Origin of the sequence: Sphingomonas sp. S2M10, from assembly GCF_012650175.1 — a bacterium.
Taxonomy (GTDB): domain Bacteria; phylum Pseudomonadota; class Alphaproteobacteria; order Sphingomonadales; family Sphingomonadaceae; genus Sphingomonas.
In genome coordinates this window covers 14,080-38,116 of sequence record NZ_JAAILI010000014.1, presented here as the reverse complement: position 1 = coordinate 38,116, position 24,037 = coordinate 14,080, and the positions used below count along the sequence as shown (strand labels likewise).

Below are 24,037 nucleotides of genomic sequence, written 5' to 3'. Positions count from 1 at the left end.
TGAAGATTTTCACATGGAGTTCAAGCCAACCTACTGCGCTATATCCAGGCGTAATAATGCCGGAAAGTCTGCAGTGGTATCAATTATCCAGTTTTTTTAGAGAGCGACGAAGCATTTAGATTCTCGCCCTTCCGGAGTAGAATTTCTTTCGCCGGGGATCTAACTCAGTGGTGTTCGGAAGAAGAGCTAAGTGTTTGCATTGAAATAGACTTGAATAAAGATGAAGACTCAGAGTTGTACTTCTTTGTGGATAAATTCAGCCCCGTTAAAATCACAGAAAATGATGCTATTGTAAAACTAACACAAATATATAACAAAGAAGGTCACTCTAATCTTACTGGCTCGATCAATTCTATTGATATTGATGGGCAAACTGCAAGTGAGATACTGAAAAAGCTGAGAAACTCTGGAAATCTTATCGTTCACAATTCGACGCAGAGTCAACGGGAAATATTCTATTCAGGTGGGGCGTTCCCTGAGGTGCTGGAAACAAATTTTTCGTTAGATGATCGGCGGAAAATTAATGAAGCGCAGACAAGGTTTCAAAACACTGTTAAGCGTGCGGCGAAGCAGCATAAAGAGGAGCTCGATAAACTTCTTGGGCGTCTAAATGAAAAGCTGCAAGTGGAGCTAAGTTCAATAGGTGATGGCCCCTCTTCCAAATTTCCATTGGAAGTAAAACTAACTGACAAAAGAGTTGATGTTTCCCTAAAAAGCTGGGGTGCTGGAACTCAAAACAGGACGAGGATTTTGATATCCGTTCTGGAAGCAATCCGCATGCGGTCGGCAGTCAGTGCGGAGCATCGTACAACTCCCGTGTTTATCGTTGAAGAGCCGGAGAGTTTTCTCCACCCTTCCGCTCAAGCGGAGTTTGGTCAGATACTCAATGATATCGCCAAAGAGCTGGATTTGCAGATAATCGCCACTACTCATAGTCCATACATGTTGAACCAAAATGACCCTAGTGCCAATTATCTTTTAGAGCGAAAGCAATTTCGTGGAAGTCCAAAAGAAACTACAATAGTACCTACTGGGGGCTCGGATTGGATGCTTCCTTTTGCGGAAAATCTTGGGATAGTTCCGAAGGAATTTGCAAGCTGGAGTAAGTTGTTTGGAACTCACGCGGGGAGAGTTGTCCTTGTAGAGGGGGAAATAGATAAGGAATATTTTGATCACATCGCAAAAAAATATCCAGGGATATATTCTATACCTTCCGATGTGGAAATTGTGCCTTATGGGGGTAAGGACTCTCTAAAGAACACTTCTATTCTTCAGTTCATGATAAATAAGTTCATCAGGGTGTTCATCACATTTGATCTAGATGCTGCTAACGAAGTTACAAGAGCGCTTGAGAGGATTGGTTTGTCGTCGGAAAGTGATTTTTGTGGTGTTGGAGTCCAAACGCCCGGGTCGGACTGCATTGAGGGCCTTGTACCATCTTCAATTAAAAAGAAGGTGTTTTCAGACCACTATGAGACGGTGGCTCTGCTGGGCTCTCAAGATGCGAACATCAGAAGGTCGGCAAAAAGTAAGATAAAATCAGAGTTCCTAACGGAATTCAAAAGAGGCTCATTCGACATCAAGGAATTGGCAGGGTTCAAGGCGCTCATGAATAAAATTGGGCGAGCATTCACATGACGCCCTCGAGTGGAACGTGTGGGGTCCACCCGGTACTGATCAAGCTTTCAAATTTATGCCGCGTCGCTCGGGCCGCGTGCCTGGCTGTTCCGTCAGGCCCCACCCCAACCCCTCCCCTGAAGGGGAGGGGCTAGCGGCGGATCACTCCGCCGCCACCTTCGCCGCCTTCCCCCGCGGCTTGAGCAACGGCGCCAGATACCGCCCGGTGTAACTCCCCGCCACCTTCGCCACCTGCTCCGGCGTGCCTTCGGCGACGATCTCGCCGCCCTTCACGCCGCCTTCCGGCCCCAGGTCGAGGATCCAGTCGGCGGTCTTGATGACGTCGAGATTATGCTCGATCACCACCACCGTGTTGCCCTGTTCCACCAGCGCGTGGAGCACTTCCAGCAGCTTGCGGACGTCCTCGAAATGCAGGCCCGTCGTCGGCTCGTCGAGGATGTACAGCGTCTGCCCCGTGGCGCGGCGCGCCAGTTCCTTGGCGAGCTTCACCCGCTGCGCCTCGCCGCCCGACAGCGTCGTCGCCTGCTGGCCGACCTTCACATAGCCCAGGCCCACTTCGGCGAGCATCGCCATGCGGTCGCGGATGGGCGGCACGGCCTTGAAGAACTCGACCGCGTCTTCCACCGTCATGTCGAGCACGTCGGCGATCGACTTGCCCTTGAACTTCACCTCCAGCGTCTCGCGATTGTAGCGCGCGCCGTGGCACACGTCGCAGGTGACATAGACGTCGGGGAGGAAGTGCATCTCGATCTTGAGCACGCCGTCGCCCTGGCACGCCTCGCACCGCCCGCCCTTGACGTTGAAGCTGAACCGGCCGGGCTTGTAGCCGCGCGCCTGCGCCTCGGGGAGGCCGGCGAACCAGTCGCGGATGTTGGTGAAGGCGCCGGTATAGGTCGCCGGGTTCGAGCGCGGGGTGCGGCCGATCGGCGACTGGTCGATGTCGATCACCTTGTCGCAGTTTTCGAGGCCGGTGATCTTGTCGTGCTTGCCGGCGAGCACGCGCGCGCCGTTGAGCTGGCGCGCGGCCGAGGCATAGAGCGTGTCGAGCGTGAAGCTGGACTTGCCCGAGCCGGAGACGCCGGTGATGCAGGTGAAGGTGCCGAGCGGGATGCTCGCCGTCACGCCCTTGAGGTTGTTGGCGACGGCGTTGTGCACCGTGATCTTCTTGCCGTTGCCCTTGCGGCGCTTGGCCGGCAGGGGGACCTCGCGGGTGCCGTTGAGGTAATCGGCGGTGACGCTGCCTTGCGTTGCGAGCACCTCGTCGAGCGTGCCCTTGGCGACGATCTCGCCGCCATGGACGCCGGCGCCCGGCCCCATGTCGATCACATAATCGGCGGTGCGGATCGCATCCTCGTCATGCTCGACGACGAGCACGGTGTTGCCGAGGTCGCGCAGGCGCTTCAGGGTGGCGAGCAGCATGTCGTTGTCGCGCTGGTGCAGGCCGATCGAGGGCTCGTCGAGCACGTAGAGCACGCCCGACAGCCCGCTGCCGATCTGGCTGGCGAGGCGGATGCGCTGGCTCTCGCCGCCCGACAGCGTGCCCGAGGTCCGATCGAGGTTGAGATAGTCGAGCCCGACATTGTTGAGGAAGCCGAGCCGCTCGTCGATTTCCTTGAGGATCGCGCGGGCGATCTCGCGCTGCTGCGGCGTGAAGGTCTCGGGCAGGGTCTGGAAGAAGCCGAGCGCGTCGACCACCGAGAGATGGGTGGCGTAGGAAATGTCCTGGCCCGCGACCTTCACCGCCAGCGCCTCGGGCTTGAGGCGGGCGCCGCCGCACACCTCGCAGGGGTGGCTGGCCTGGTACTTGCCCAGCTCCTCGCGCATCCAGGCGCTTTCGGTCTGCAGCATGCGGCGGTTGAGGTTGCCGATCACGCCCTCGAACGGCTTCTTGACGTCGTAGCTCTTGCGGCCGTCGACGAAGGTGAGGGTGACCGGCTTGCCGCCGGTGCCGTGGAGGATGATGCGCTGCACCTCGCCGGGCAGGTCCTTCCACGGCGTATCGAGGCTGAACGCGAACGCGCGGGCGAGGCTGCCCAGCACCTGCATGTAATAGGGCGAGGGCGGGTTGGACTTGGCCCAGGGCACCACCGCGCCCTTCTTGATCGACAGGTCGTGGTTTGGGACGACGAGGTCCTCGTCGAACTCGAGCTTCTCGCCGAGGCCGTCGCATGCCGGGCAGGCGCCCTGGGGGGCGTTGAACGAGAACAGCCGCGGCTCGATCTCGGGGATGGTGAAGCCGGAGACCGGGCAGGCGAACTTCTCGGAGAAGACGATGCGGTTCGGCGGCAGGCCGGTGCCCTTCATCTTCTTCTTAAGCCCCTCCCCTTCAGGGGAGGGGTTGGGGTGGGGACTGTCGTGTCCTTCTGCCGCGAACGTCTGGGGTGCTTCCCGGACAGCCCCCACCCCCAACCCAGCATCAGGTAGATCGCGCCCCGCGCGATCTAGGTCAGGCTGGGAGCCTGACCGACCTGATGCTCCTGAAGGGGAGGGGCTTGCAAGCGCCTCGACGGTGGTATCCACCAGGTCGACATAGGCCAGCCCTTCGGCCAGCTTGAGCGCGGTCTCGAAGCTCTCCGCCAGGCGCGTCGCGATGTCGCCGCCGACCACCAGGCGATCGACCACCACCTCGATGTCGTGCTTGAACTTCTTGTCGAGCGCCGGGGCTTCCTCGATCAGGTACATCTCGCCATCGATGCGGACGCGGCTGAAGCCGGCCTTCTGCCACTCGGCGAGCTCCTTGCGATACTCGCCCTTGCGCCCGCGCACCACGGGGGCGAGCAGCAGCAGCCGGGTGCCTTCGGGCAGCGCCAGCACGCGGTCGACCATCTGGCTCACCGTCTGCGCGCTGATCGGCAGGCCGGTGGCGGGCGAATAGGGCACGCCCACGCGGGCCCACAGGAGCCGCATGTAATCATAGATCTCGGTGACTGTCGCCACCGTCGAGCGCGGGTTGCGGCTCGTCGTCTTCTGCTCGATCGAGATGGCGGGGCTGAGGCCCTCGATATGCTCGACATTGGGCTTCTGCATCAGCTCGAGGAACTGGCGTGCATAGGCCGAGAGCGACTCGACATAGCGGCGCTGCCCCTCGGCATAGATGGTGTCGAAGGCGAGGCTCGACTTGCCCGAGCCGGACAGCCCGGTGATCACCGTCAGCGTGTCGCGGGGAATGTCGATGTCGACGCCCTTGAGGTTGTGCTCGCGCGCGCCGCGGACGGAGATCGTGGTGAGTGCCATAAAGGAGGGTTCTAGCTTTGTTCTGAATGGTTTTCCAGAGCCCAGATAGGAACGCCATGCCGCCGGTGCGAGGGGGCCGATGGGGAAGGGCGGGCGGGAGGAAGGTTTGTGCCGCCGTGACGGCGGTCACGCACCGCCCGGCGGGTGCGGGGGTACAGCGACGTCAGCGCCGGAGCCATGCAGATGGTCCTCGGCGCACCAGGTCTCCCAGGGTGCCGCATTTCGGGGGAAGCGCGGCGCCCATGCGGGCGGGGATATTCAGGCCGGGGGGCTGGACATCCCCGCCCGCTGCTCGTTCGGACAACAGCCGATGCGCGAAAGCGCTTTGATGTGAGGTGGCCGGGCGGACGGGCGACGGCGGCACCGGCGTGCAGCGAGCGAACCCGATCCGCCTAGGCGTGCTGATCCTCACCATCGGCCGCTGCACCGCCGATGCCCGTCGCCAAGCCCCCCGCGCCGGCGGGGCACGGTGCCAGCTGCTGAACGAATGCGGCCTGGGCGTGGCGGTGGAACCGGTGGACATCGAGCGCTTGCGGCTGCAGTCCGATATCGTTGCAAAGGTCTGACATCGGCAAAGGAGGCGGAGGGCGCGCGCGCCAGGGATTGCGCGCCCCCTCCGCCAGGTGCTGCCGGCTCCGCCCCCCTGGCCCGGGGGTGGGAGCCCGACGGCGGGGAGGATCAGAAGGCCATCGCGCCAAGGGCCTGCACGGTTGCTCTTGCCGCCGCGCTGGGCTCGACGGGAGCGGCGGGCGTCGCGCCCGCCTCCTGGAAGCTGTTCGCCTGGCGGGCCAGCCGGTCCACTTCGCGCGCGAGGTTCTGGGCGGCGGCGGAGGTCTGCTCCACCATCGCCGCATTCTGCTGGGTGGCGCGGTCCATCTCGCCGATCGTCGCGGACACGTCGGTGATCGCGCCGGCCTGGGCCTGGTTGTCGCGCGCCATCTCGGTCAGCAGCTCGTTCACCGTCGCCACGTCGCCCGAGATGTTGGCAAGCGCGCCGTCCACCTTCTCGACCATGTCCACCGCGGTCACGATATCGGCCTGGGTGGCGGTCAGCTGGTCGCGGGCGCGGCCGGCCTCTTCCTCGGCGCGCATCGCCAGCGCGGAAACGAGATCGGCGACCACCGCGAACCCGCGCCCCGCCTCGCCGGCGCGGCCCGCCTCCACGGCGGCGTTCATGGCGAGCACGCGGGTCTGGAACGCGATCTTGTCGAGGCCCTCGATGACGCTGTCGATGCCCTTGGCGCTGTCCGACACGCGTTCCATTGCGGAGACGGCCTGTTCGGTGATGGTGCGGCCCGTGTCCACGGTTGCCTTCGCGCCATCCGCCCGTTCCACGGTGCGGCGGGCGCTGTCGGCAGTGGCCTTGAGGCGCTGGTCCATTTCCTGCACCGAGGCGGCGGTCTCGGCGAGGCTGGCGGCATTGGCTTCGGTGCGACGGGCGAGGTCGCCCGAGGCCTGGGCGATTTCCTGCGATCCCGTCTTGATCGCGTCGACCGTCTCGTTGATCGCGCCGAGCAGCGCGGCGAGCGCCTTCTCGCGCTCCTGCAGCGCCGCCATCGCGCTGGCGCGGCCGGCCTGTTCCTGCTCGAAATAGATCGAGACCGACATTTCCAGGTCGATCAGCGCGGCGGTGACGATCGCGCGAAGCTGGTCGAAGCGGGGGTCCGGCTTGCGGCGGCCGAAGGGGAGGCGGGGGCCGCGCTCCATCGCGGCGAAGCTTTCGATCATCGAGTCGAGGATGATCGCGTAGCTGCCGATATACCATTGCGGGGTGAGGCCGATCTTGGCGTGGCGCGCGCCGATGCGCTTCACCCGCTCGACATAATCGGCATCGAAGGCGGCGCCGGAGAGATGCGCCCAATGGTCGGCCTGGAGTTGCTTGGCCTTGGCGATGTGCGGCGGGCCGGAAAACATCTTCGCGGTTTCCGGATGCGCAGCGATCTGCGTGTAAAGCCGGTCCAGCGCCGGCGCGAGGGCCGCTTGGATGGTGTCGCGCGCCTCGGCAAGGAGGGTGCGCTTGTCTGCGGTATAACCGACGAAATCGAGGCGGGTCGTGAGTTCGGGGTGCAAGATCCTGCTCCTAGACCGGGCCGATGGCCTTCTCCTCTTGTATAGAGCGGCGCCGCCTGCCGGGCGTGCTGGCAGGCCGTGTACCTTGGGACATTCAGGGCGCGCGCGGAGATCCCCTCAGAAGGCGCGCGTGAGCCCGATCGTCGCCGCCTTGCGGGTGAAATCGTAGATGCCGACGCTGGACTGGTTGCGCTCCCAATCGAGCCGGATGACGGGGGCGAAGCCGCGTATCTGGAGGCGGCGGAAGGTCGCGCCCGCGCCCAGGCTGAAATTCCAGTCCTTGCGCCGCTCGGGGAACAGGAACAGCCGCGCATCGCCTTCCAGCCGGCGTAGCCCGGCGGTGGCGTAGACGGTGGTGCGGCCGAAGTCTCGCCAGCCGAGCAGGCTTATCGCTCCCGAGGCGGTGGCGTAGCCGGGATCCCTGGCGGTCTGGCGGGTGGCGGACAGGGTGATGCTGCCGCCGGCGCGCGGGCTGAAGGCGCGCTCATAGGCAATCGCCCCGTTGAGCAGCAGGCCGTTCTGCAGCGCGTTGCCGCGATAGGTGGTGTCGGCGATGGTGGCGCTGGTGGTGAGTTGCGCGCGGGTGCCCAGCGGATGTTGCCAATCGATCGCCGCGGTGGCGGTGCGGGCATAGGGGCTGCCGCCATACCAGCGCTGGGTACCGCCGATCGAGGGGCGCAACCGGTCGCGGCCGAGACTCCATTCCAGGCCGACCAGCGCCGAGGCCGAGACGTCGTTGAAGCGGCCCTGGCGATAGAAATCGCCCTGGCCGGAAACGCGGGGGACGAGCGCGAGATTGGCCGCCACCGGCACGCGGGCGTAGAGCTGGCCCGCCGCGCGGGCGCCGACGCCCGATTGCTCGCGCGCGTCGCGCGACAGCTGGAGCGGCGCAAGCACGGTGTCGAGCGTCGCCGCATCGGTCGCGCGGTTGACGTTGCTGTCGGGCACGAGCGCCACTTCGAGGCTGGCGCCCCACGGCTTGCGCGAGCGCAAGGCGGCGGCGAACTGGTCAACGATCTGCGCGACCTGTGGCGGCAGCCCGCCGGCCTGTGCCTGGCGCAGCTCGCGCCGCGCCGCGCCTTCGTCGCCGAGCTGGGTGAGCAACCGGGCGAGCTCGAGCCGGACGCGCGCGGCGCCGGGCTTCTCGTCGAGCAGCGCGCGGTAAATGGTCGCCGCCTCGCGCTTGCGGCCCAGCCGCTCGAGCAGCTGGCCGAGGCGGAAGCGTGATTCGGCGCGGATCTCGGCGTCGGGATCCCGGGCCAGCGCGCGGTACATCGTCTCGGCCTCGTCCGGGCGGCCGTCCGCCTCGGCCCGGGCGGCGAGGGCGAACAGCTCGACCGCCGAGACCTGGTGCTGCTCGGTCGCCTGCGCGCGCGCGGGCAGCGGCGCGAGCAGGGCCAGCGCCAAGGGGAGCAGCGTCGTGCGGGTCACGGCGCCTTCTTAGCGAGCGTCGCGCCGCTGAGAACCGCCTTGTCGCCGTTCGCCAGCGTGCGGGTGGCGTCGAAGCGCGCGCCGATCTCCTGCGCCTGCGGTCCGAAGAACCAGCCGGTGAGGCTGCCCGCGCCGCCCGCTGCGCTGAGTGCGCCGGTGAAGCCGTTGGCCGAGATGCCCGCGCCCTGGAAGGCGAAGCTGCCGAAATCCTGGCTGCCGGCCGCGCCGCTGCCGGTGATTGCGAGGCTGCCGGCGGCGCTGGCCCGGGCGAAATCCACGGTAAAGCTGCTGGTGCCGCCCAGCGCGTAGTCGGCGCCGCCGACGGTGCCGGTGCCGAACACCTGGCCCGCATAGCCGGCGGTGCCGGTGCGCGGCATCTGGTCGGCGGTGGTGCGCTGGCCGAAGGGCAGGTACCAGCGCTGCGGATCGCTGCCGGCGGCGGCATCGTTCGCCAGATAAGCGAGCTCGGCGAAGCTGGCATAGCTGAGCGCGAGCGGGCCCTTGCCGGCATCGTAGATGCGCGCCTGCACGGTGCCGGCGGCGATCGCCTTGCGATAAAGGTCGAAGCCCACGTCGCTGGTGATTGCCTCGCGATCGGCTGCGGTGAGCAGGACGAGGGTCTCGGAGAGGCCGGGCAGGCCGGTCACGCCGTAGCCGTCGGCGGCGGTGCCGGACACCTCCGGCGGGGCGAGGCTGCTGCCCGCAGCGAGGCTGCCGCTCGACGTGCCGCCGACCAGGCTGACCGCGCCGACCGCGCCGTTGGTGGCGGTAAGCGCCGCGCTGGCGCCGACTTCCTCGGCCCCCGGGCCGTAGAAACGACCCGTCAATGCCCCGTTGTACCCCGACAGCACCGCGAGGTTGAGCGCGCCGGTAAAGCTGTTGGCGCTGCTCGACAGCGTCGCCGATCCGCTGAAGCTGCCGGTGCTGCTGGTGACGGCGTTGGTCGCGTCGGTGAAGCTGGCGGTCACGGCACCGCTGGTGGCGATCGCGCCGCTGGCGAAATCGGCTCTGAGCGTGCCGTTGCCGGTGAGCGCAAGCGGCCCGGGCTGGCTGGCATCGGCCAGCGCGCCGGCGAGCGTCACGGCATAGCTTGCCGATCCGGTGCGCGGCAGCGCCGAGGCGGCGGTGGCCATGCCGAAGGCGAAGGAGTCGATCACGGCGGTGGTGATGCCGTTGCTGCTGGCGCTGCTCGACCAGCGGCCGGCGCGGACATAGCGCAGCCCGCCCAGCGCATCCAGCGTCAGCTGGTCGCCGCCGCTGCTGCTCGCCGATGCCGGGAACACGCCGGTGCGCGCGCCCGAGATCACGATATAGTTGCCCGAGGCAGCGTCGTAGCTGACGGTTACCGGCTGGGCGGTGGTGCCGGTGGCGGTCAGCGCGCCGCTGGCGTCGTCATAGCTGGCGCCCAGCGTGGCCGCCTCGCCGGTGAAGATCTGGCTGGCGGTGAGGCTGGCGAGGCTGGCATTGCCCGCCTGCGCGCCCGACTGGCGGCCGATCAGCACGCCGGCGGCGGCGCGGCCGTCGGCATTGGCGGCGCTCCACGACGCGCCGACTTCCTCGGCGGCCGGGCCGTAGAAGCGGCCGTCCAGCGTGCCGACAAGGTCGCCGCCGGAAAAGGCGAAGGCGCCCGAAAAGGCGTTGCCGCCGGCGGCAAGCTGGGCGAGGCCGACAAAGGTGGAGCTGGTGATCGTCGCGCCGGTGCTGGTCGAGACTTCGCGCACCTCGCCGCTGGTGACGATCTGTCCGGTGAGGAAATCGACCTGGAGCGTGCCGCCGCCGACCAGGCTCTCGAGCACGCCATAGCCGAGCGAGCCGACCAGGTCGATCGCATAGGCGCCGCTGCCGGCGCGCGGCACTGCGGCGTCGGGCGTCTCGACGCCATAGGTAAAGGCGTTGAAGCGGAAAGCGCTTTCGCCTCCTGAGGCAATGTCTGCGCGCTGCCAGAAACCGCCGCCGACATAGGCGTAGGTGAGCGCGCCGCTGCTGCCGGGCAGCGTGAGCGACAGCGTATAGTCGCTGGTCCCGCTAGCATGGCGATAGACGCGGAGCACCGAATTGGACTGCGCGGTGTCCATGTCACCGGGCAGGAAGGTTTCGCTGTTGACCCCGTCGCTGACGGTATAGCCGCTGGTCGCGGCATCGAAGCGGATCGTCAGCGTGCGCGTCGCCGCGAGGCAGCCGCAGGCGCGTGCATCGGGATAGAAGGTGCCGGTGAAGCCGGTCGCGTCGTTATCGAAGCTCTCCGTGCTGGTGAGCGATAGCAGCGACGCGTTGACCTGCGGGCTCGACGGCGTTGGCGTGGGGGTCGGCGTAGGTGTGGGTGTCGGCGTAGGCGTAGGCGTAGGCGTCGGGGTGGGGGTCGGCGTTGGCGTCGGAGTCGGAGTCGGTGTCGGCGTCGGAGCCGGCGTCGGCGTCGGCGTCGGCGTAGGCGTCGGGGCCGGAGTTGGGGTCGGCGTCGGCGTTGGCGTCGGGGCCGGAGTCGGAGTTGGGGTCGGGGCCGGAGTTGGCGTCGGGGTCGGCGACGGCGTTGGCGTGGGCGTCGGAGCCGGGGTTGGCGAGGGCGTTGGCGTCGGGGTGGGTGCGGGCGTCGGCGCCGGTGTGGGGCTCGGCGACGGCGTCGTGTCGGGCACCGGGCTGGGCGCCGCGGGCGTCGTGGACACGCCGCCGCCGCCACCGCCGCCGCTGCACGCCGCAACCAGTGCCAAAGCCGAAACCATCGTCGGGAGCATGATCGCGCGCCGCATGCCGAATCCCCTGAAAGCCGCATTAACCATGGCGGGGGCTATGCACGGGCCGGCTCTAAATATTGGTTAATCCGTTATTTTTCATTTTGTTGCAGTGGGTTTCGGGTTTGTCATGCTTTGTTCACCGGGGCGGGCCGATGCTGACATCGACACGATCGACGAGGTGACGCGATGGCCCGGTTCCACTCCCTGTTCTTCGGTGCGGCCGGGGCCGCGCTGCTGTGCGGCTGCACCGCCGGCTTCGCGCAGGACGCGCGTGTCGTCTCGGCCGGATCGGCGAACGTCGATGCCGAGGGCGACAGCGACTATCGCTGGATCGATCGCGCCCGCGCGCTGTGGGACACGGTGGGCGACGCGCCGCCGGACTACAGCTTCGGGTTCGATGGCGGCACGCCCGTCGCCTGGGAATTGCGCGACGGCTATTGGGTGGTGGTGGAGGACGAGGCCGAGGGCGCGCGCACCTATTTTTTCGCCCCCGGCGACCGTGGCCCCTTTCTGGTGCGCGAGGCCGATCGCAGTTTCGCCTTTCAGGAGGGCAATGTCGCCGCGGTGTATGACGGCGGCGGCCGGCTGGTGCCGCGCGACCAGGGCGTGCGGGACATCGAGTCGGGCGAGCGGCTGTACGATCGCGGGCGGCGGCTGCGCAGTGCGCTGCTCGATCGGCACTGGGCACCCGTCGACACCACCGCCTGGGGCAATCTGAACCTGTTCTTCATCGGCATCGATCCGGGCTGGGATGCCGGCTGGCGCTATCGTAACGACGGTTTCGCCATCGCCGAGCAGCGCCGCTGGGCCGAGGAACGCGCGCGCCGCGCGGCGATGGCCGCGGCTTTTGCGCGGTGGCGCAACGGCGGTTTCCAGGGGCCGCCGCCACCGGGCCTGGGCCAGCGCTGGCAGCACCGTCCCTCACGCCCCGGCCGGCCGCCGAACATCGGGACGCCGCCGAAGCCGGGCCAGCCCGGACGTCCCTGGATGTGGAACGGCGTGCCCGGGCAGCGTCCCGATCGTCCGCAAGCCACTCGCCCGACGCCGCCGCCGCCGCCAACCAGCGGGACGCCGGGGCGCCATGAATGGGAGGCCGGGGGCGCCGTTCGCCCGCGTCCGGACGGCGGGGGCGCTCGTCCGCCGCGCGGGGAGGGCGAGGGCCGCCCCGGCTGGCAGGGTTCGCGTCCGGGCTGGCAGGGGTCCCGTCCGGGCTGGCAAGGCTCACGCCCGGGCTGGCAGGGACCGCGGCCTGGAGCCGGTGCCTCGAACCCTGCCTCGCCACCCGCCTCGCCGCCGGCCGCGGCACCCCCGCCGGCCCCGCCCGGCGATGGGACGCCGCGGCGCGGCGGGTGGATGTCGCCGGGCTGGATGCGGCAGGCGCGGCCGGATGGGTCTGGCGCAACGGCCCCGCGTCCGGCGTTCCGCCCCCCGGCGGCACGCCCCGACGCGGTGCAGAACCGTCCGAGCCCGCCACCGCCCCCGCCGGTGGCGCGGCCTGCACCGCCCCCCGCCGCCCGGCCGCCTGCGCCCGCCGTCGAAATGCGCCGCGCGCCGCCGGCGCCTCGGACGCGGGAGGAGGCCCGGGTCGACTAGCGTAGACTTGTTCCGGGAAACGTCGCTCCAGATCGTTCGGCGGTGCATGATGCGAGCCCCTGCCCGGCCGGGGCGCCGTGTGAATGGCCCTTGGGCCTTTGGAGGCGCCCGTTCGGGGGGTGTCGGGATGCCCCATCCGGGATTGCCCGCCGGCGCCGCTTGGGTCACCCAAGGAGCGAAAGGATCGCCGCCATGACCCGCCCCGCTCCCGCTCCCGCGCTCGAGGCGCAGCCCGTGGTGCTGGTGGTCGACGACGACCCGTTGGTGCGCGGCTCGCTCGACTCGCTGTTTCGTTCGGTCGATTTCGTCGTGCGCAACTATGGCTCGGCGCAGGAACTGCTCGACGCGGCGCTGCCCGAGACGCCCTGCTGCCTGGTGGTGGACGTGCGCATGCCGCACATCGGCGGGTTCGAATGCCGCGAACGGCTGGTCGAGCGCGGCATCGACCTGCCGGTGATCTTCCTTACCGGACATGGCGACATTCCCATGTCGGTGAAGGCGATGAAGGGCGGGGCGGTGGATTTCCTCACCAAGCCGTTCCGCGACCAGGACATGCTCGATGCGGTCAATGCCGGGCTGGCTCGCGCCGCCGCGCGGCGCAGCGCGGCGCAGGAGAACGAAGGGGTTCGTCGGCGCTTCGCCACGCTTACCGCGCGCGAGCGGCAGGTGATGGAGGGGGTGGTGCGCGGCCTGCTCAACAAGCAGATCGCCGGCGAACTGGGCATCGCCGAGATCACGGTGAAGCTCCACCGCGCCAGCCTGATGCGCAAGATGGGCGTGCGCACCGTGCCCGATCTGGTCCGCGCGGCCGGCGCACTGCCGCCGCGCGACGGGAATCCGTAAATCCCCGCATAAACACCCGTATAGCTTACAGCGACGGACCACCTCTCTACCGTTGCAGATACAGTCCCGGATGGCCCGGCGGCGAAGGGAATGGTGCGTGTGCGGGACAGTCTGGTTGCCGTGGTGGATGACGATGCGCTGGTGCGCGACGCGACGGCCAGCCTGGTCCGCTCCTTCGGCTACCGCACCGCGATCTATCCCTCGGCGGATGCCTATCTGGACGCTGCAGCCGATGCCGTCGCCTGCGTGCTCACCGATCTGCAGATGCCGGGCCGATCGGGGCTGGAGCTTCGCGAGTGCCTGCGGGCGCGGGGATCGGCGGTGCCGGTGATCCTGATGACCGCCTTCCCGACCGAGGAACTGCGCGCCCGCACGGCGGCGCTGGACCTGGTCGCGCTGCTCGACAAGCCGGTCGATCCCGATCTGCTGTCGCGGGCGCTGGCGCGGGCGCTGGGCGGCTAGGGTCGGGTCACGCGGCGGCGAGCGGCAGCTCGATCGTCGCCAGCGCGCCGCCATCGGGGTGGTTGGCAATCGCGATGCGGCCGTCGTGCAGTTCCACGATCGAGCGGCAAATCGCCAGCCCGAGGCCCATGCCGCCGGGCTTGGTCGTCGCGAAGGTCTCGAACGGCCGGGCCATGGCCGGATCGAGCCCGGGCCCGTGATCACGCAGCAGCAGCCGGACGCGGTCCGCGCGTGTCTCCAGCGCCAGTTCCATCCGCTTGTCCGGTACGCCCGCCGCCTCCATCGCCTGCAACGCGTTGGTGATCAGGTTGAGCAGCAGGTGCTTGAGCAGGATCGGGTCGCCGATCACCTGCGGTGCGCCAAGCGGTGCGACCTGGATCCGGGCACCGTGGGCGTCGAGATCGCGTGCGGCGATGGCGAGCGTGTCCGTCACCAGCGTGCCAAGCGCCAGCGGCTGCATCTCGCCCTGCGCGCCGCCGACCAGCGAACGGACGCGCCGAATCACCGCATGAATATTGGCCACCGCCAGGTTCAGCCCGGCGAGCGACAGCCGTACCTCGTCGAGATCGGGTTCGGGGCGGGCGAGCCAGCGCGCGGCGGAATCCGCATAGCTCTGCACCGCCGAGATCGGCTGGTTGATCTCGTGGGCGATAGAGGCGGACATCGCGCCGATCGCGGCGGTGCGCTGGACCCGCTCCAGCTCGATACGGGTGCGCTCAACCGTTGTCTCCAGCCGCTTGCGCTCGCGAATGTCGAGGATGCTGCCGGGAACGTGCGCCAGACAGGTATCGGGCGCGAGGCCGAATGCGACGATGATGTCGATCGGCGATCCGTCGGCGGCGAGCACCTGGGTCTCCGCCTGGAACATCGGACGTCGCTCGTCGATCGCGAGGATGCAATCGGCGAAGCTTGCATCGGTCTCGGGCAGAAAGTCGCCGAGCCTGCGGAAGAAGGCTGCCTTGCTTGGCACGCCCATCATGTCGAGCGCGGTACGGTTGACGTCGGTGATGCGCACCTGGCGGCGCAACTCGGCCACCAGGGCAGGATGCGCGCGCAGATGGGCGGCGAGATCGGTCACACCCTGGGCGCGCAGCGCGGCGACCGCCTCCGCGACGGGGCGGAAATCATGTTCCCAGATCGCGATCGCCAGCGTGTCGGTCATCGTCGCATAGCGGCGCTCCTCACGCGCCATGCGGGCGTCGAGCGCGGCACGGTGGAGCAGCAGCGCCGTGGTGACAGCGTTGGCGGCGAGGCTTACCAGCAGGCGCAGCGCCGCCTCGGTCGCGGGCGCGGCGCGATGGACGACGAGGAAGCTGGTCAGGGTGAGCGCGGCGCAGGCAAGCGCCCAGCCGATCAGCGGGCGCCGCTCCAGACCCGCGCCCGCCAGCAGCAGGACGAGCACGTAGAGCGTGGCGATCGCGCTGTGGAAGCTGGTGAAGCTGTCGACCCAGAAGATGCCGAGGGCGAGCAACGATGCGGCGAGGGCGCGGAGGCGGGCGCCGTCCAGCGCCGCGCCCGGCCACCTTCCGCCCGGCAAGGCGACGCTACCGCCGCCCCTGGCTCGTTCCCCGAAATCCGACATGGCAAGAGGATGGCGCGATGACTGCGCTGTCACCAGCCCAAGGCGAGCGACGCGGTACCCCCCATTTGGGGGTTGTGGTGCGGTTTAGGGGGACGGCTCTTCTTTAGCCCCTCCTCCTTGGAGGAGGGGTTGGGGGTGGAGGGATTCCAGAACGCCTGTTGGTCCCGGTGAGACACCGCCCCACCCCAAACCCGCATCAGGTGAACAGCGCCCCGCGCTGTTCAGGCGCTGCCGGGGGCAGCGCCGACCTGATGCGCCTGAAGGGGAGGGGCTTTTAGCATCGATCAGATCGCGTTTTCCTCGCGCACCGCTTCCGCCGCGCCCATCAGCGCCGGGAAGAAGCCCTCATGCGCCTTGCGCAGATCGTCGAGACTCACGCAGAAATCGCCTTCCTCCATCTCGAAGATGATGCGGTTGGCGATGGTGCGGCCGATCGGATCGGCGGCGAGGCCGGCCTTGTCGGCGGCGACCAGGAAGTCGGCCAGTGCCTCGTCCTTGACGGTCACCACGTACAGGCCCTGGTCCTCGCCGAACCAGCTGCCGGCGACGCCGAAGGGCTGGGGCTGGTCGAGGATCGCGCCGATGTTCGTGGCCAGCGCCATCTCGGCCACGGCAACCGCCAGGCCGCCGTCCGACACGTCATGGCAGGCGGTGATCGCGCCGCCGCAGATCGCCGAGCGGATGAACGCGCCGGTGCGACGCTCCATCATCAGGTCGACGGGCGGGGGCGGGCCTTCCTCGCGGCCGCAGATCTCGCGCAGCCAGATCGACTGGCCGAGATGGCCGCCGCGCTCGCCGACCGCGATGATCACGTCGCCGGTGCCCTTGAAGGCGATGGTGCAGTTCTTCTGCCAGTCCTTGAGCAGGCCGATCGCGCCGATCGCCGGGGTCGGCAGGATCGCCGAGCCGCCGCCGGTGGCCTTGCTCTCGTTGTAGAGGCTGACATTGCCCGAGACGATCGGGAAGTCGAGCGCGCGACAGGCGTCGCTCATGCCCTCGAGGCAGCCGACGATCTGGCCCATGATCTCCGGGCGCTGCGGGTTGGCGAAGTTGAGGCAGTTGGTCACCGCCAGCGGGGTCGCGCCCACCGCGGAGAGGTTGCGCCATGCTTCGGCGATCGCCTGCTTGCCGCCCTCGACCGGGTCCGCGAAGCAGTAGCGCGGGGTGCAGTCGGTGGTGATCGCCAGGCCCTTGTCGGTACCGTGGACGCGCACGACCGCGGCGTCGCCGCCCGGACGCTGCACGGTGTCGCCGCCGACCATGTGGTCATATTGTTCCCAGATCCAGCGGCGGCTGGCGATGTCCGGCGAACCCATCAGCTTGACGAGATCGGCGGCGGGATCGGTGCATTCCGGCACGTTCTGCAGCTCGGGCTGCTTGGGCGTCGGCACGTGCGGGCGATCGTAGAGGGGCGCGTCGTCGGCCAGCGGGGCTAGCGGGATGTCGCACACGACATCGCCCTTCCACTTGAGCACCATGCGGCCGGTGTCGGTGACATGGCCGATCACCGCGAAATCGAGCTCCCACTTGCGGAAGATCGCCTCGGCGAAATCCTCGCGGCCCGGCTTGAGCACCATCAGCATGCGCTCCTGGGACTCGGAGAGCATCATCTCATAGGGCGTCATGCCGGTTTCGCGCTGGGGCACATCGTCCATGATGAGTTCGATGCCGACGCCGCCCTTGGACGCCATCTCGACGCTCGAGGAGGTGAGGCCGGCGGCGCCCATGTCCTGGATCGCGACGATCGCGTCCGAGGCCATCAGCTCGAGACAGGCCTCGATCAGCAGCTTCTCGGTGAACGGATCGCCGACCTGGACGGTGGGGCGCTTCTCTTCCGAATCCTCGCCGAAATCGGCCGAGGCCATGGTCGCGCCGTGGATGCCGTCGCGGCCGGTCTTGGAGCCGACATAGACGATCGGATTGCCGACGCCGCTCGCCGCCGAATAGAAGATCTTGTCGGTATCGGCGATGCCGACGGTCATCGCATTGACCAGGATGTTGCCGTCATAGGCCGGGTGGAAGTTCACCTCGCCGCCCACCGTCGGCACGCCGACGCAATTGCCATAGCCGCCGATGCCATGGACGACGCCGGCGATCAGATGCTTCATCTTGGGATGGTCGGGCCGGCCGAAGCGCAGCGCGTTCATGTTGGCGATGGGCCGCGCGCCCATGGTGAACACGTCGCGCAGGATGCCGCCCACGCCGGTCGCCGCGCCCTGATAGGGCTCGATGTACGACGGGTGGTTGTGGCTCTCCATCTTGAAAATCGCCGCCTGGCCGTCGCCGATATCGACGACGCCGGCATTCTCGCCGGGGCCGCAGATGACCTGCGGGCCGGTGGTCGGCAGCTTCTTCAGGTGGATGCGGCTCGACTTGTAGCTGCAATGCTCGGACCACATCACCGAGAAGATGCCGAGCTCGGTCAGGTTCGGCGCGCGACCGAGCGCCTTGAGGACGCGGTCATATTCTTCGGGCGAAAGGCCGTGCTCGGCCACGATCTCGGGCGTGATCTGGGTCATGGCCGGACCCCTTAGCGGGGCGCGGCGCGCGCGTCACCCCGGGAGTTGCGAGTCGCCAAGGGCAGGTCGATCGCGCGGCAGATCCATGGTATTGCGCAAACGTTATGACGATCGAGCCCCTCACGCCCCGCGCGCCTGCGGATGATGTACTGCCCCCTCTGCCCGCCGCATGGGAATGCGACCTGGCGACCGAAGCGCTGCGCTGGTCGCCGGGGGTGTACGATCTGTTCGGCTTTCCGCGCGGATCGGTGGTCGCGCGCGCGGAGGCGGTGGCGATGTACACGCCGGAATCGGCGGCGCTGCTCGAACAGGTGCGCAGCCGCGCGGTGGCGGAGGGCAGCAGCTTCACCATCGACGTGACCATCCGCCGCCGCGACGGCGCGCTGCGCCGGATGCGGCTCACCGCGGATGTGGAGTGCGAAGGCGGCCGCCCGGTGCGGCTCTACGGCACCAAGCAGGACGTGACCGACGAATAGGTTACAGCACCGCCCATAGCGTCAGCAGCAACGCGGTCATCGCGGCGTTGAGCGCCATGCCGATGCCGGCGAAGGTGCCGCCCAGTTCCGAGACCTGAAAGGCGCGGGCCATGCCGATGCCGTGCGCGGCGACACCGGTGGCGAAGCCGCGCACGCGGCAATCCTCGATCCGCAGCGCGTTGAGCACCGGCGTCGCGATCATCGCGCCGAACACGCCGGCGATCAGCACCACGATCGCCGCCAGCGCCGGGATGCCGCCCAGCTGCTGCGCCAGCGCCATCGCCACCGGGGTGGTCACCGAGCGCGGGGCGACGGTCGCGAGGATCGCCGCGCTGCCGCCGAATGCCCAGACGATCGCGGTGACGCTGAGGATCGCGGTCAGTGAACCGGCAAACAGCGCCAGCAGCAGCGGCGCCGCGGCGCTGCGGACGAGCGCGCGGTTGCGCCACAACGGCACCGCGAGGCCCACCGTCGCCGGGCCGAGCAGGAAGCTGAGCATCGCGGTGTTCCGGGCATAGACCGGGTACGGGGTGCGCGTCGCAAGCAGTACGAGGATCAGCACCGGCGTGGCGGTGAGCACCGGATGGCAGAGCGGATGACGCTTGCTGCGCACCGACAGGCGATCCGCACCCTCGAACACCAGCAGCGTGACGGCGAGCCAGAGCAGCGGTGTGGTTTGCAGCATGGTCCACAGGGCGGTCATGCACCGCGCTCCTGCCGCGCGAGCGCCCAGCGGAAGACCAGCGCGGTCACCGCGATGGTGAGCAGCGTCGAGGCAAGCGTGGCGACGACGATCGCCACGCCGTTCCGCGCCAGCACCGGGCCCTCCTCGATCAGCCCCACCGCTGCGGGGACGAACATCACCGAGAGATGCGCGGTCAGCCAGCCGGAGACCTGGACCAGGGAGGGCCGCTCGCCCGGGCGGAGCAGCAGCCAGCCGAGCAGCAGGAACATGCCGATCACGGCGCCGGGCAGCGGCAGGCCGGAGAGCAGATGGATCCCCTCGCCGAGCAGCTGGCAGAGGAGCAGGGTGGCGATGGCGGCGATCATGGGTCGGTGCCATGCCATGCGGGCGCGGGGAGGTACACTGCCGGGGGAGGGAGGGCTGGTTTCGGGCGGCGTACGCCGGGATGTTCGAGGGAAGGGAACGGAGCCACCACACGCCGATCGTCATTCCCGCGAAGGCGGGAATCCATTTGCCAGGACGTTGGGGATGGAGCCGCGCCACCAGCGCCAATGGATCCCCGCCTTCGCGGGGATGACGGTCAGGATGGGGCTACTCCGCTGCCTCGTCCAGCGCCGCCGGCATCAGCCCGCCCAGATTGGCCTGGATCCACTCGACCAGATCCTCGACCTTCGCCGCCGCTTCCGCGCCCAGCGGGGTGAGGCTGTATTCCACATGCGGCGGCACCACCGGCAGGCTGCGGCGGGTCACCAGATGGTGCGCCTCCAGCTGCTGGAGCGTCTGGGCGAGCATGCGCTCGCTCACCCCGTTCACCCGGCGGCGCAGTTCGCTGAAGCGGCGGGTGCCGTCCTGCAGCGCGACCAGCACGAGCAGTCCCCAGCTGCTGGTGATCCGCTTGAGCACCGCGCGCGACGGGCAATCGGGGACGAACACGTCGCCGCGATCCATCATCGCGGCAAGGGTGCGGGGCGGGGACGCGGACATTTTTTTATACTTACCTTTGTGTGCGTACTTACGATTCGTAAGTGGGGCGCTAGATCGCTGTCGTCAATCCATCGCCGAAAGGAACTGCCATGTACGCCGTTACCGGAGCTTCTGGCCAGCTGGGCCGCCTCGTGATCGACTCGTTGCTGGGCAAGGTCGCGCCCGACCAGATCGTCGCGCTGGCGCGCGCGCCGGAGCGCGTCGCCGACCTCGCCGCCAAGGGCGTAACCGTGCGCGCGTTCGACTATGATGCGCCGGCGACACTGGCGTCGGGTCTCGCGGGCGTCACCCGCCTGCTGCTCGTCTCGGGCAACGCGATCGGCAGCCGGGTGCCGCAGCACCGGGCGGTGATCGACGCGGCCAAGGCGGCGGGCGTGCAGCTGATCGCCTATACCAGCCTGCTCCGCGCGCAGAGCTCGCCGATGCAGATGGCAGTCGAGCACAAGGCGACCGAAGACCTGCTGGCGGCAAGCGGCGTGCAGCACGCGCTGCTCCGCAACGGCTGGTACACCGAGAACTATCTGATGAGCGCCGGTCCCGCGATCGAGCATGGCGTGCTGATCGGCAGCGCGGGCGAGGGGCTGGTCTCCGGCGCGGCGCGGGCGGACTATGCCGAGGCGGCGGCGGTGGTGCTGGTGCGCGGCGAAGCCGGCACGTTCGAGCTGGCCGGCGATACCGGCTTCACCCATGTCGAGCTGGCGGCGGCGCTGGCCGAGGCCTCGGGCAAGCCGGTCGCCTATCAGGACCTGCCGGAAGCGGACTATGCCGAGGCGCTGGAAGGCGCAGGCCTGCCGGGGCCGTTCGCGGCGATCCTCGCGGACAGCGATGCGCGGGTGGCCGATGGGGCGTTGTTCGATGAGTCGAAGACGCTGTCCGGGCTGATCGGCCGCCCGACCACGCCGTGGCGCGAGACGATCGTCGCGGGGGTGCGGGGCTGACCTTCTCGATACGCGTTCCCCTCCCGCTTGCGGGAGGGGCTAGGGGAGGGGATGACGTCGGCGCCCGCGATGCCGTCGCGGCAGCAGCCGCCACGTCGGTCCCTCCCCCGACCCCTCCCGCAAGCGGGAGGGGAGCGAACGCCTACAGGATCTCCCGCACCTTCTCGGGCGGCCTTCCCAGCCGGACGCCGCGCTCGGTGACCACCAGCGGGCGCTCGATCAGGATCGGGTTGGCCGCCATCGCATCGAGGATGGTGTCGTCGTCCGCGCCTTTCAGCGGCTTGGCGGCGTCCTCGGCGATGCGCAGGCCTTCACGCGCGGTCATCCCCGCGCGCTCGTACAGCGCCGCCAGAACCTCGCGGCTCGGCGGCGTCTTGAGATACTCGATCACCTCCACCTCCACCTCGGCGCCGGCGTCCGTGAGGATCGCCAGCGCCTCGCGCGACTTGGAGCAGCGCGGGTTGTGGTAGATCGTCGCCTTCACGCGCCGGCGGCTTCGTCGTGGCGGGCCAGCCACTCCTCGAGCCACTTGATCGTGTATTCGCCCTTCTGGAACTCGGGGTCGTCGAGCAGTGCCTGGTGGAGCGGGATCGTCGTCTTGATTCCGTCGACCACGAACTCTTCCAGCGCGCGCTTCAGTCGCAGGATGCAGCCCTCGCGGGTGCGGCCATAGACGATCAGCTTGGCGATCATCGAATCGTAATAAGGCGGGATCCGGTAGCCCGAATAGATGCCGCTATCGACGCGGACGTGCATGCCGCCCGGCGCGTGGAAATGCGTGATCGTGCCCGGCGAGGGCGCGAAGGTCCGCGGATCCTCGGCGTTGATGCGGCATTCGATCGCGTGGCCGCGGAACTCCAGTTCCTCCTGGCGCACCGACAGGCCATGCCCTTCGGCGACGCGGATCTGCTCGCGGACCAGGTCCATGCCGGTGATCATCTCGGTCACCGGATGCTCGACCTGAAGGCGGGTGTTCATCTCGATGAAGTAGAACTCGCCATTTTCCCACAGGAACTCGATCGTGCCCGCGCCGCGATAGCCCATGTCGGACATCGCCTTGGCCACGATGCCGCCCATATGCGCGCGCTCCTCGGGCGTGATCACCGGCGAGAGCGCCTCTTCGAGCACCTTCTGGTGGCGGCGCTGGAGCGAGCAGTCGCGCTCGCCCAGATGGATCGCGTTGCCGTTGCCGTCGCCGAATACCTGGAACTCGATGTGGCGCGGATTGCCGAGATATTTTTCGAGGTACACCGTGGCGTCGCCGAACGCGGCCTTCGCTTCCGAACCCGCCTGCTGCATCAGCGTTTCGAGCTGGTCCTCGCTGGTGCACACCTTCATGCCGCGACCACCGCCGCCCGAGGCGGCCTTGATGATCACCGGATAGCCGGCCTTGGCGGCGATCGCCTTGGCTTCTTCCAGATCCGCGATCGGGCCGTCCGAGCCCGGCACCAGCGGCAGGCCGAGCGCGCCGGCGGTGCGCTTCGCCTCGATCTTGTCGCCCATGGTGCGGATATGCTCGGGCTTGGGCCCGACGAAGATCAGCCCGTGTGCCTCGACGATCTCGGCGAACTGGGCGTTCTCCGAAAGGAAGCCATAGCCCGGGTGGATCGCATCCGCGCCCGAAATCTCGGCGGCCGAGATGATGTTGGGCACGTTGAGATAGCTCTCCGATGCGGCCGGCGGGCCGATGCAGATCGCCTCGTCCGCCAGGCGCACATGCATCGCATCGGCATCGGCGGTGGAGTGCACCGCCACCGTCTTGATGCCCATTTCATGGCAGGCGCGGTGGATGCGCAGCGCGATCTCGCCGCGATTGGCGATCAGCAGCTTCTTGATCTCGGGCATGGCCGTTCCGTTACTCGACCACGACGAGCGGCTGGTCGAACTCGACCGGCTGGCCGTTCTCGACCAGGATCGCCTTGACCGTGCCGGCGGTGGGGGCATGGATCGGGTTCATCACCTTCATCGCCTCGATGATCAGCAGCGTATCGCCCGCGGCGACCTGCTGGCCGACCGTGACGAAGGTCTTCGCCTCGGGGTTCGGCTTGAGATAGGCGGTGCCGACCATCGGCGACTTGACTGCATTGGCGGCCGGCTGCGGCGCGGCGACGATTTCGGCCGGGGCAGTCGCAGCAGGAGCGGCGGCGAGCATCGGCGCGGGCTGCGCATATTGCATCGGTGCCGCGGGGGCGGCGGTGATGGTGCGGGCGACGCGGACGCGGCGTTCGCCGTCCTCCACTTCGATCTCGGTCAGCTGGGTGTCGTCGAGCACGGTGGCGAGCTGGCGGACCAGCTCGATATCGACCTGCATTGCACCCGTCTTGGTTTCTTCGGCCATACGACCCTTCTTTGTGAATTCTTCAAATGAAACGGCGCCCTCTGTCAGAGACGCGCGGCGGCTTCAAGCGCGAGAATATAGGAGTGTGCACCAAAGCCGGCCACTGTGCCTTTCGCAGCACGGCCGACAAAGCTCGTGTGGCGGAAGGATTCGCGGGCGTGCGGATTGGAGAGATGCACTTCGATCACCGGCGTTCGGATGCTTTTGACCGCATCGTGTAGCGCGACCGAGGTGTGCGTGTACCCTCCCGGATTTAGTAGGACGGCGCGGGCGCCATCGGCCTGCGCCTCGTGCAGCCAGTCGATCAGATGGCCCTCATGGTTGGACTGGCGCATCTCGATCTCGAGGCCCAGCTCGCGGGCGCGGTCCTCCAGCATGCCGGCAATGTCGTCCAGCGTGTCCGATCCATAGATTTCCGGCTCGCGCAGGCCCAGCAGGTTGAGGTTGGGGCCATTCAAGACGAAGATCGTATCGGCCAATGCAAGGCGCCTTTCGGTTGCGGGCAGGATGCCGCC

At 67.9% G+C, this 24,037-nt stretch carries 21 protein-coding genes; 7 read left to right on the top strand and 14 right to left on the bottom strand.

The features are described from left to right. Nucleotides 1-210: 210 nt before the first annotated feature. Complete coding sequence (locus S2M10_RS04910; RefSeq protein ID WP_168845163.1) at nucleotides 211-1,638, top strand: AAA family ATPase; 1,428 nt, start codon at nucleotides 211-213, stop codon at nucleotides 1,636-1,638. A 141-nt stretch (nucleotides 1,639-1,779) separates the two neighbouring features. On the opposite strand, the gene uvrA is transcribed toward S2M10_RS04910, so the two are convergent. Next, on the bottom strand, nucleotides 1,780-4,872 hold the full coding sequence (gene uvrA / locus S2M10_RS04905) for an excinuclease ABC subunit UvrA (protein WP_168845162.1): 3,093 nt from the start codon (nucleotides 4,870-4,872) through the stop codon (nucleotides 1,780-1,782). Nucleotides 4,873-5,207: 335 nt separating this feature from the next. On the opposite strand from uvrA, the gene S2M10_RS04900 reads away from it, so the two are divergent. After that, a complete protein-coding gene (locus tag S2M10_RS04900; RefSeq protein ID WP_168845161.1) occupies nucleotides 5,208-5,438 on the top strand; it encodes a hypothetical protein in 231 nt (76 codons plus the stop codon). A 112-nt stretch (nucleotides 5,439-5,550) separates the two neighbouring features. On the opposite strand, the gene S2M10_RS23075 is transcribed toward S2M10_RS04900, so the two are convergent. The 4 genes from S2M10_RS23075 to S2M10_RS22380 form a co-directional block, all read right to left on the bottom strand. After that, nucleotides 5,551-6,942, bottom strand: a complete 1,392-nt coding sequence (locus S2M10_RS23075; protein ID WP_168845160.1) for a globin-coupled sensor protein — start codon at nucleotides 6,940-6,942, stop codon at nucleotides 5,551-5,553. A gap of 117 nt (nucleotides 6,943-7,059) precedes the next feature. Then, nucleotides 7,060-8,373, bottom strand: a complete 1,314-nt coding sequence (locus tag S2M10_RS04890) for a surface lipoprotein assembly modifier (RefSeq protein ID WP_168845159.1) — start codon at nucleotides 8,371-8,373, stop codon at nucleotides 7,060-7,062. Continuing rightward, nucleotides 8,370-10,448 (bottom strand): transferrin-binding protein-like solute binding protein, encoded by a 2,079-nt coding sequence (locus tag S2M10_RS04885; RefSeq protein ID WP_211090877.1) that lies wholly within the window; start codon nucleotides 10,446-10,448, stop codon nucleotides 8,370-8,372. The genes S2M10_RS04890 and S2M10_RS04885 overlap by 4 nt, the downstream gene beginning before the upstream one ends. A 154-nt stretch (nucleotides 10,449-10,602) precedes the next feature. Beyond that, nucleotides 10,603-11,061 (bottom strand): hypothetical protein, encoded by a 459-nt coding sequence (locus S2M10_RS22380; RefSeq protein WP_211090876.1) that lies wholly within the window; start codon nucleotides 11,059-11,061, stop codon nucleotides 10,603-10,605. A 227-nt stretch (nucleotides 11,062-11,288) separates the two neighbouring features. Between S2M10_RS22380 and S2M10_RS04880 the strand changes: the two genes are divergently transcribed. From S2M10_RS04880 to S2M10_RS04870, 3 genes are all read left to right on the top strand, one after another. Further along, complete coding sequence (locus S2M10_RS04880; RefSeq protein WP_168845157.1) at nucleotides 11,289-12,695, top strand: hypothetical protein; 1,407 nt, start codon at nucleotides 11,289-11,291, stop codon at nucleotides 12,693-12,695. 192 nt (nucleotides 12,696-12,887) lie between these two features. After that, entirely contained in the window at nucleotides 12,888-13,538 is a 651-nt protein-coding gene (locus S2M10_RS04875; RefSeq protein ID WP_168845156.1) for a response regulator, read from the top strand. A 90-nt stretch (nucleotides 13,539-13,628) separates the two neighbouring features. Further along, nucleotides 13,629-14,000: a response regulator gene (locus tag S2M10_RS04870; protein ID WP_168845155.1), complete on the top strand. Its 372-nt coding sequence runs from the start codon at nucleotides 13,629-13,631 to the stop codon at nucleotides 13,998-14,000. A 7-nt stretch (nucleotides 14,001-14,007) separates the two neighbouring features. On the opposite strand, the gene S2M10_RS04865 is transcribed toward S2M10_RS04870, so the two are convergent. Both S2M10_RS04865 and purL read right to left on the bottom strand, forming a co-directional pair. Next, the gene (locus S2M10_RS04865) at nucleotides 14,008-15,582 is read right to left on the bottom strand and encodes a PAS domain-containing sensor histidine kinase (RefSeq protein WP_168845154.1); all 1,575 of its coding nucleotides are present in this window, start codon (nucleotides 15,580-15,582) and stop codon (nucleotides 14,008-14,010) included. Nucleotides 15,583-15,866: 284 nt separating this feature from the next. After that, a complete protein-coding gene (gene purL, locus S2M10_RS04860) occupies nucleotides 15,867-18,101 on the bottom strand; it encodes a phosphoribosylformylglycinamidine synthase subunit PurL (RefSeq protein WP_168845153.1) in 2,235 nt (744 codons plus the stop codon). A gap of 104 nt (nucleotides 18,102-18,205) precedes the next feature. Between purL and S2M10_RS04855 the strand changes: the two genes are divergently transcribed. After that, nucleotides 18,206-18,577 carry a PAS domain-containing protein gene (locus S2M10_RS04855; protein ID WP_168845152.1) on the top strand — a complete coding sequence of 124 codons (372 nt, stop codon included), beginning with the start codon at nucleotides 18,206-18,208 and terminating at the stop codon, nucleotides 18,575-18,577. Nucleotide 18,578: 1 nt separating this feature from the next. Here S2M10_RS04855 and S2M10_RS04850 read toward each other — a convergent pair whose 3' ends face one another. The 3 genes from S2M10_RS04850 to S2M10_RS04840 form a co-directional block, all read right to left on the bottom strand. Continuing rightward, on the bottom strand, nucleotides 18,579-19,280 hold the full coding sequence (locus S2M10_RS04850; RefSeq protein WP_168845151.1) for an LrgB family protein: 702 nt from the start codon (nucleotides 19,278-19,280) through the stop codon (nucleotides 18,579-18,581). After that, a complete protein-coding gene (locus S2M10_RS04845; RefSeq protein WP_168845150.1) occupies nucleotides 19,277-19,627 on the bottom strand; it encodes a CidA/LrgA family protein in 351 nt (116 codons plus the stop codon). The genes S2M10_RS04850 and S2M10_RS04845 overlap by 4 nt, the downstream gene beginning before the upstream one ends. Nucleotides 19,628-19,853: 226 nt before the next feature. Continuing rightward, nucleotides 19,854-20,246, bottom strand: coding sequence for a helix-turn-helix domain-containing protein (locus tag S2M10_RS04840; protein WP_168845149.1), 393 nt, complete (start codon nucleotides 20,244-20,246; stop codon nucleotides 19,854-19,856). An 89-nt stretch (nucleotides 20,247-20,335) separates the two neighbouring features. Here S2M10_RS04840 and S2M10_RS04835 point away from each other — a divergent pair, with 89 nt between their 5' ends. Next, nucleotides 20,336-21,184, top strand: a complete 849-nt coding sequence (locus tag S2M10_RS04835; RefSeq protein WP_168845148.1) for an NAD(P)H-binding protein — start codon at nucleotides 20,336-20,338, stop codon at nucleotides 21,182-21,184. Between the two features lie 142 nt (nucleotides 21,185-21,326). Here S2M10_RS04835 and arsC read toward each other — a convergent pair whose 3' ends face one another. Genes arsC through aroQ form a run of 4 tightly spaced genes read right to left on the bottom strand, consistent with a single transcriptional unit; the run spans nucleotide 21,327 to nucleotide 24,001 of the window. Then, nucleotides 21,327-21,668: an arsenate reductase (glutaredoxin) gene (gene arsC / locus S2M10_RS04830; RefSeq protein ID WP_168845147.1), complete on the bottom strand. Its 342-nt coding sequence runs from the start codon at nucleotides 21,666-21,668 to the stop codon at nucleotides 21,327-21,329. Further along, nucleotides 21,665-23,029 (bottom strand): acetyl-CoA carboxylase biotin carboxylase subunit, encoded by a 1,365-nt coding sequence (gene accC / locus S2M10_RS04825; protein WP_168845146.1) that lies wholly within the window; start codon nucleotides 23,027-23,029, stop codon nucleotides 21,665-21,667. Before accC ends, arsC begins: the two co-directional genes overlap by 4 nt. A gap of 10 nt (nucleotides 23,030-23,039) precedes the next feature. After that, nucleotides 23,040-23,522 carry an acetyl-CoA carboxylase biotin carboxyl carrier protein gene (gene accB, locus S2M10_RS04820; RefSeq protein ID WP_168845145.1) on the bottom strand — a complete coding sequence of 161 codons (483 nt, stop codon included), beginning with the start codon at nucleotides 23,520-23,522 and terminating at the stop codon, nucleotides 23,040-23,042. Between the two features lie 44 nt (nucleotides 23,523-23,566). Then, a complete protein-coding gene (gene aroQ, locus S2M10_RS04815; RefSeq protein WP_168845144.1) occupies nucleotides 23,567-24,001 on the bottom strand; it encodes a type II 3-dehydroquinate dehydratase in 435 nt (144 codons plus the stop codon). Nucleotides 24,002-24,037 lie beyond the last annotated feature (36 nt).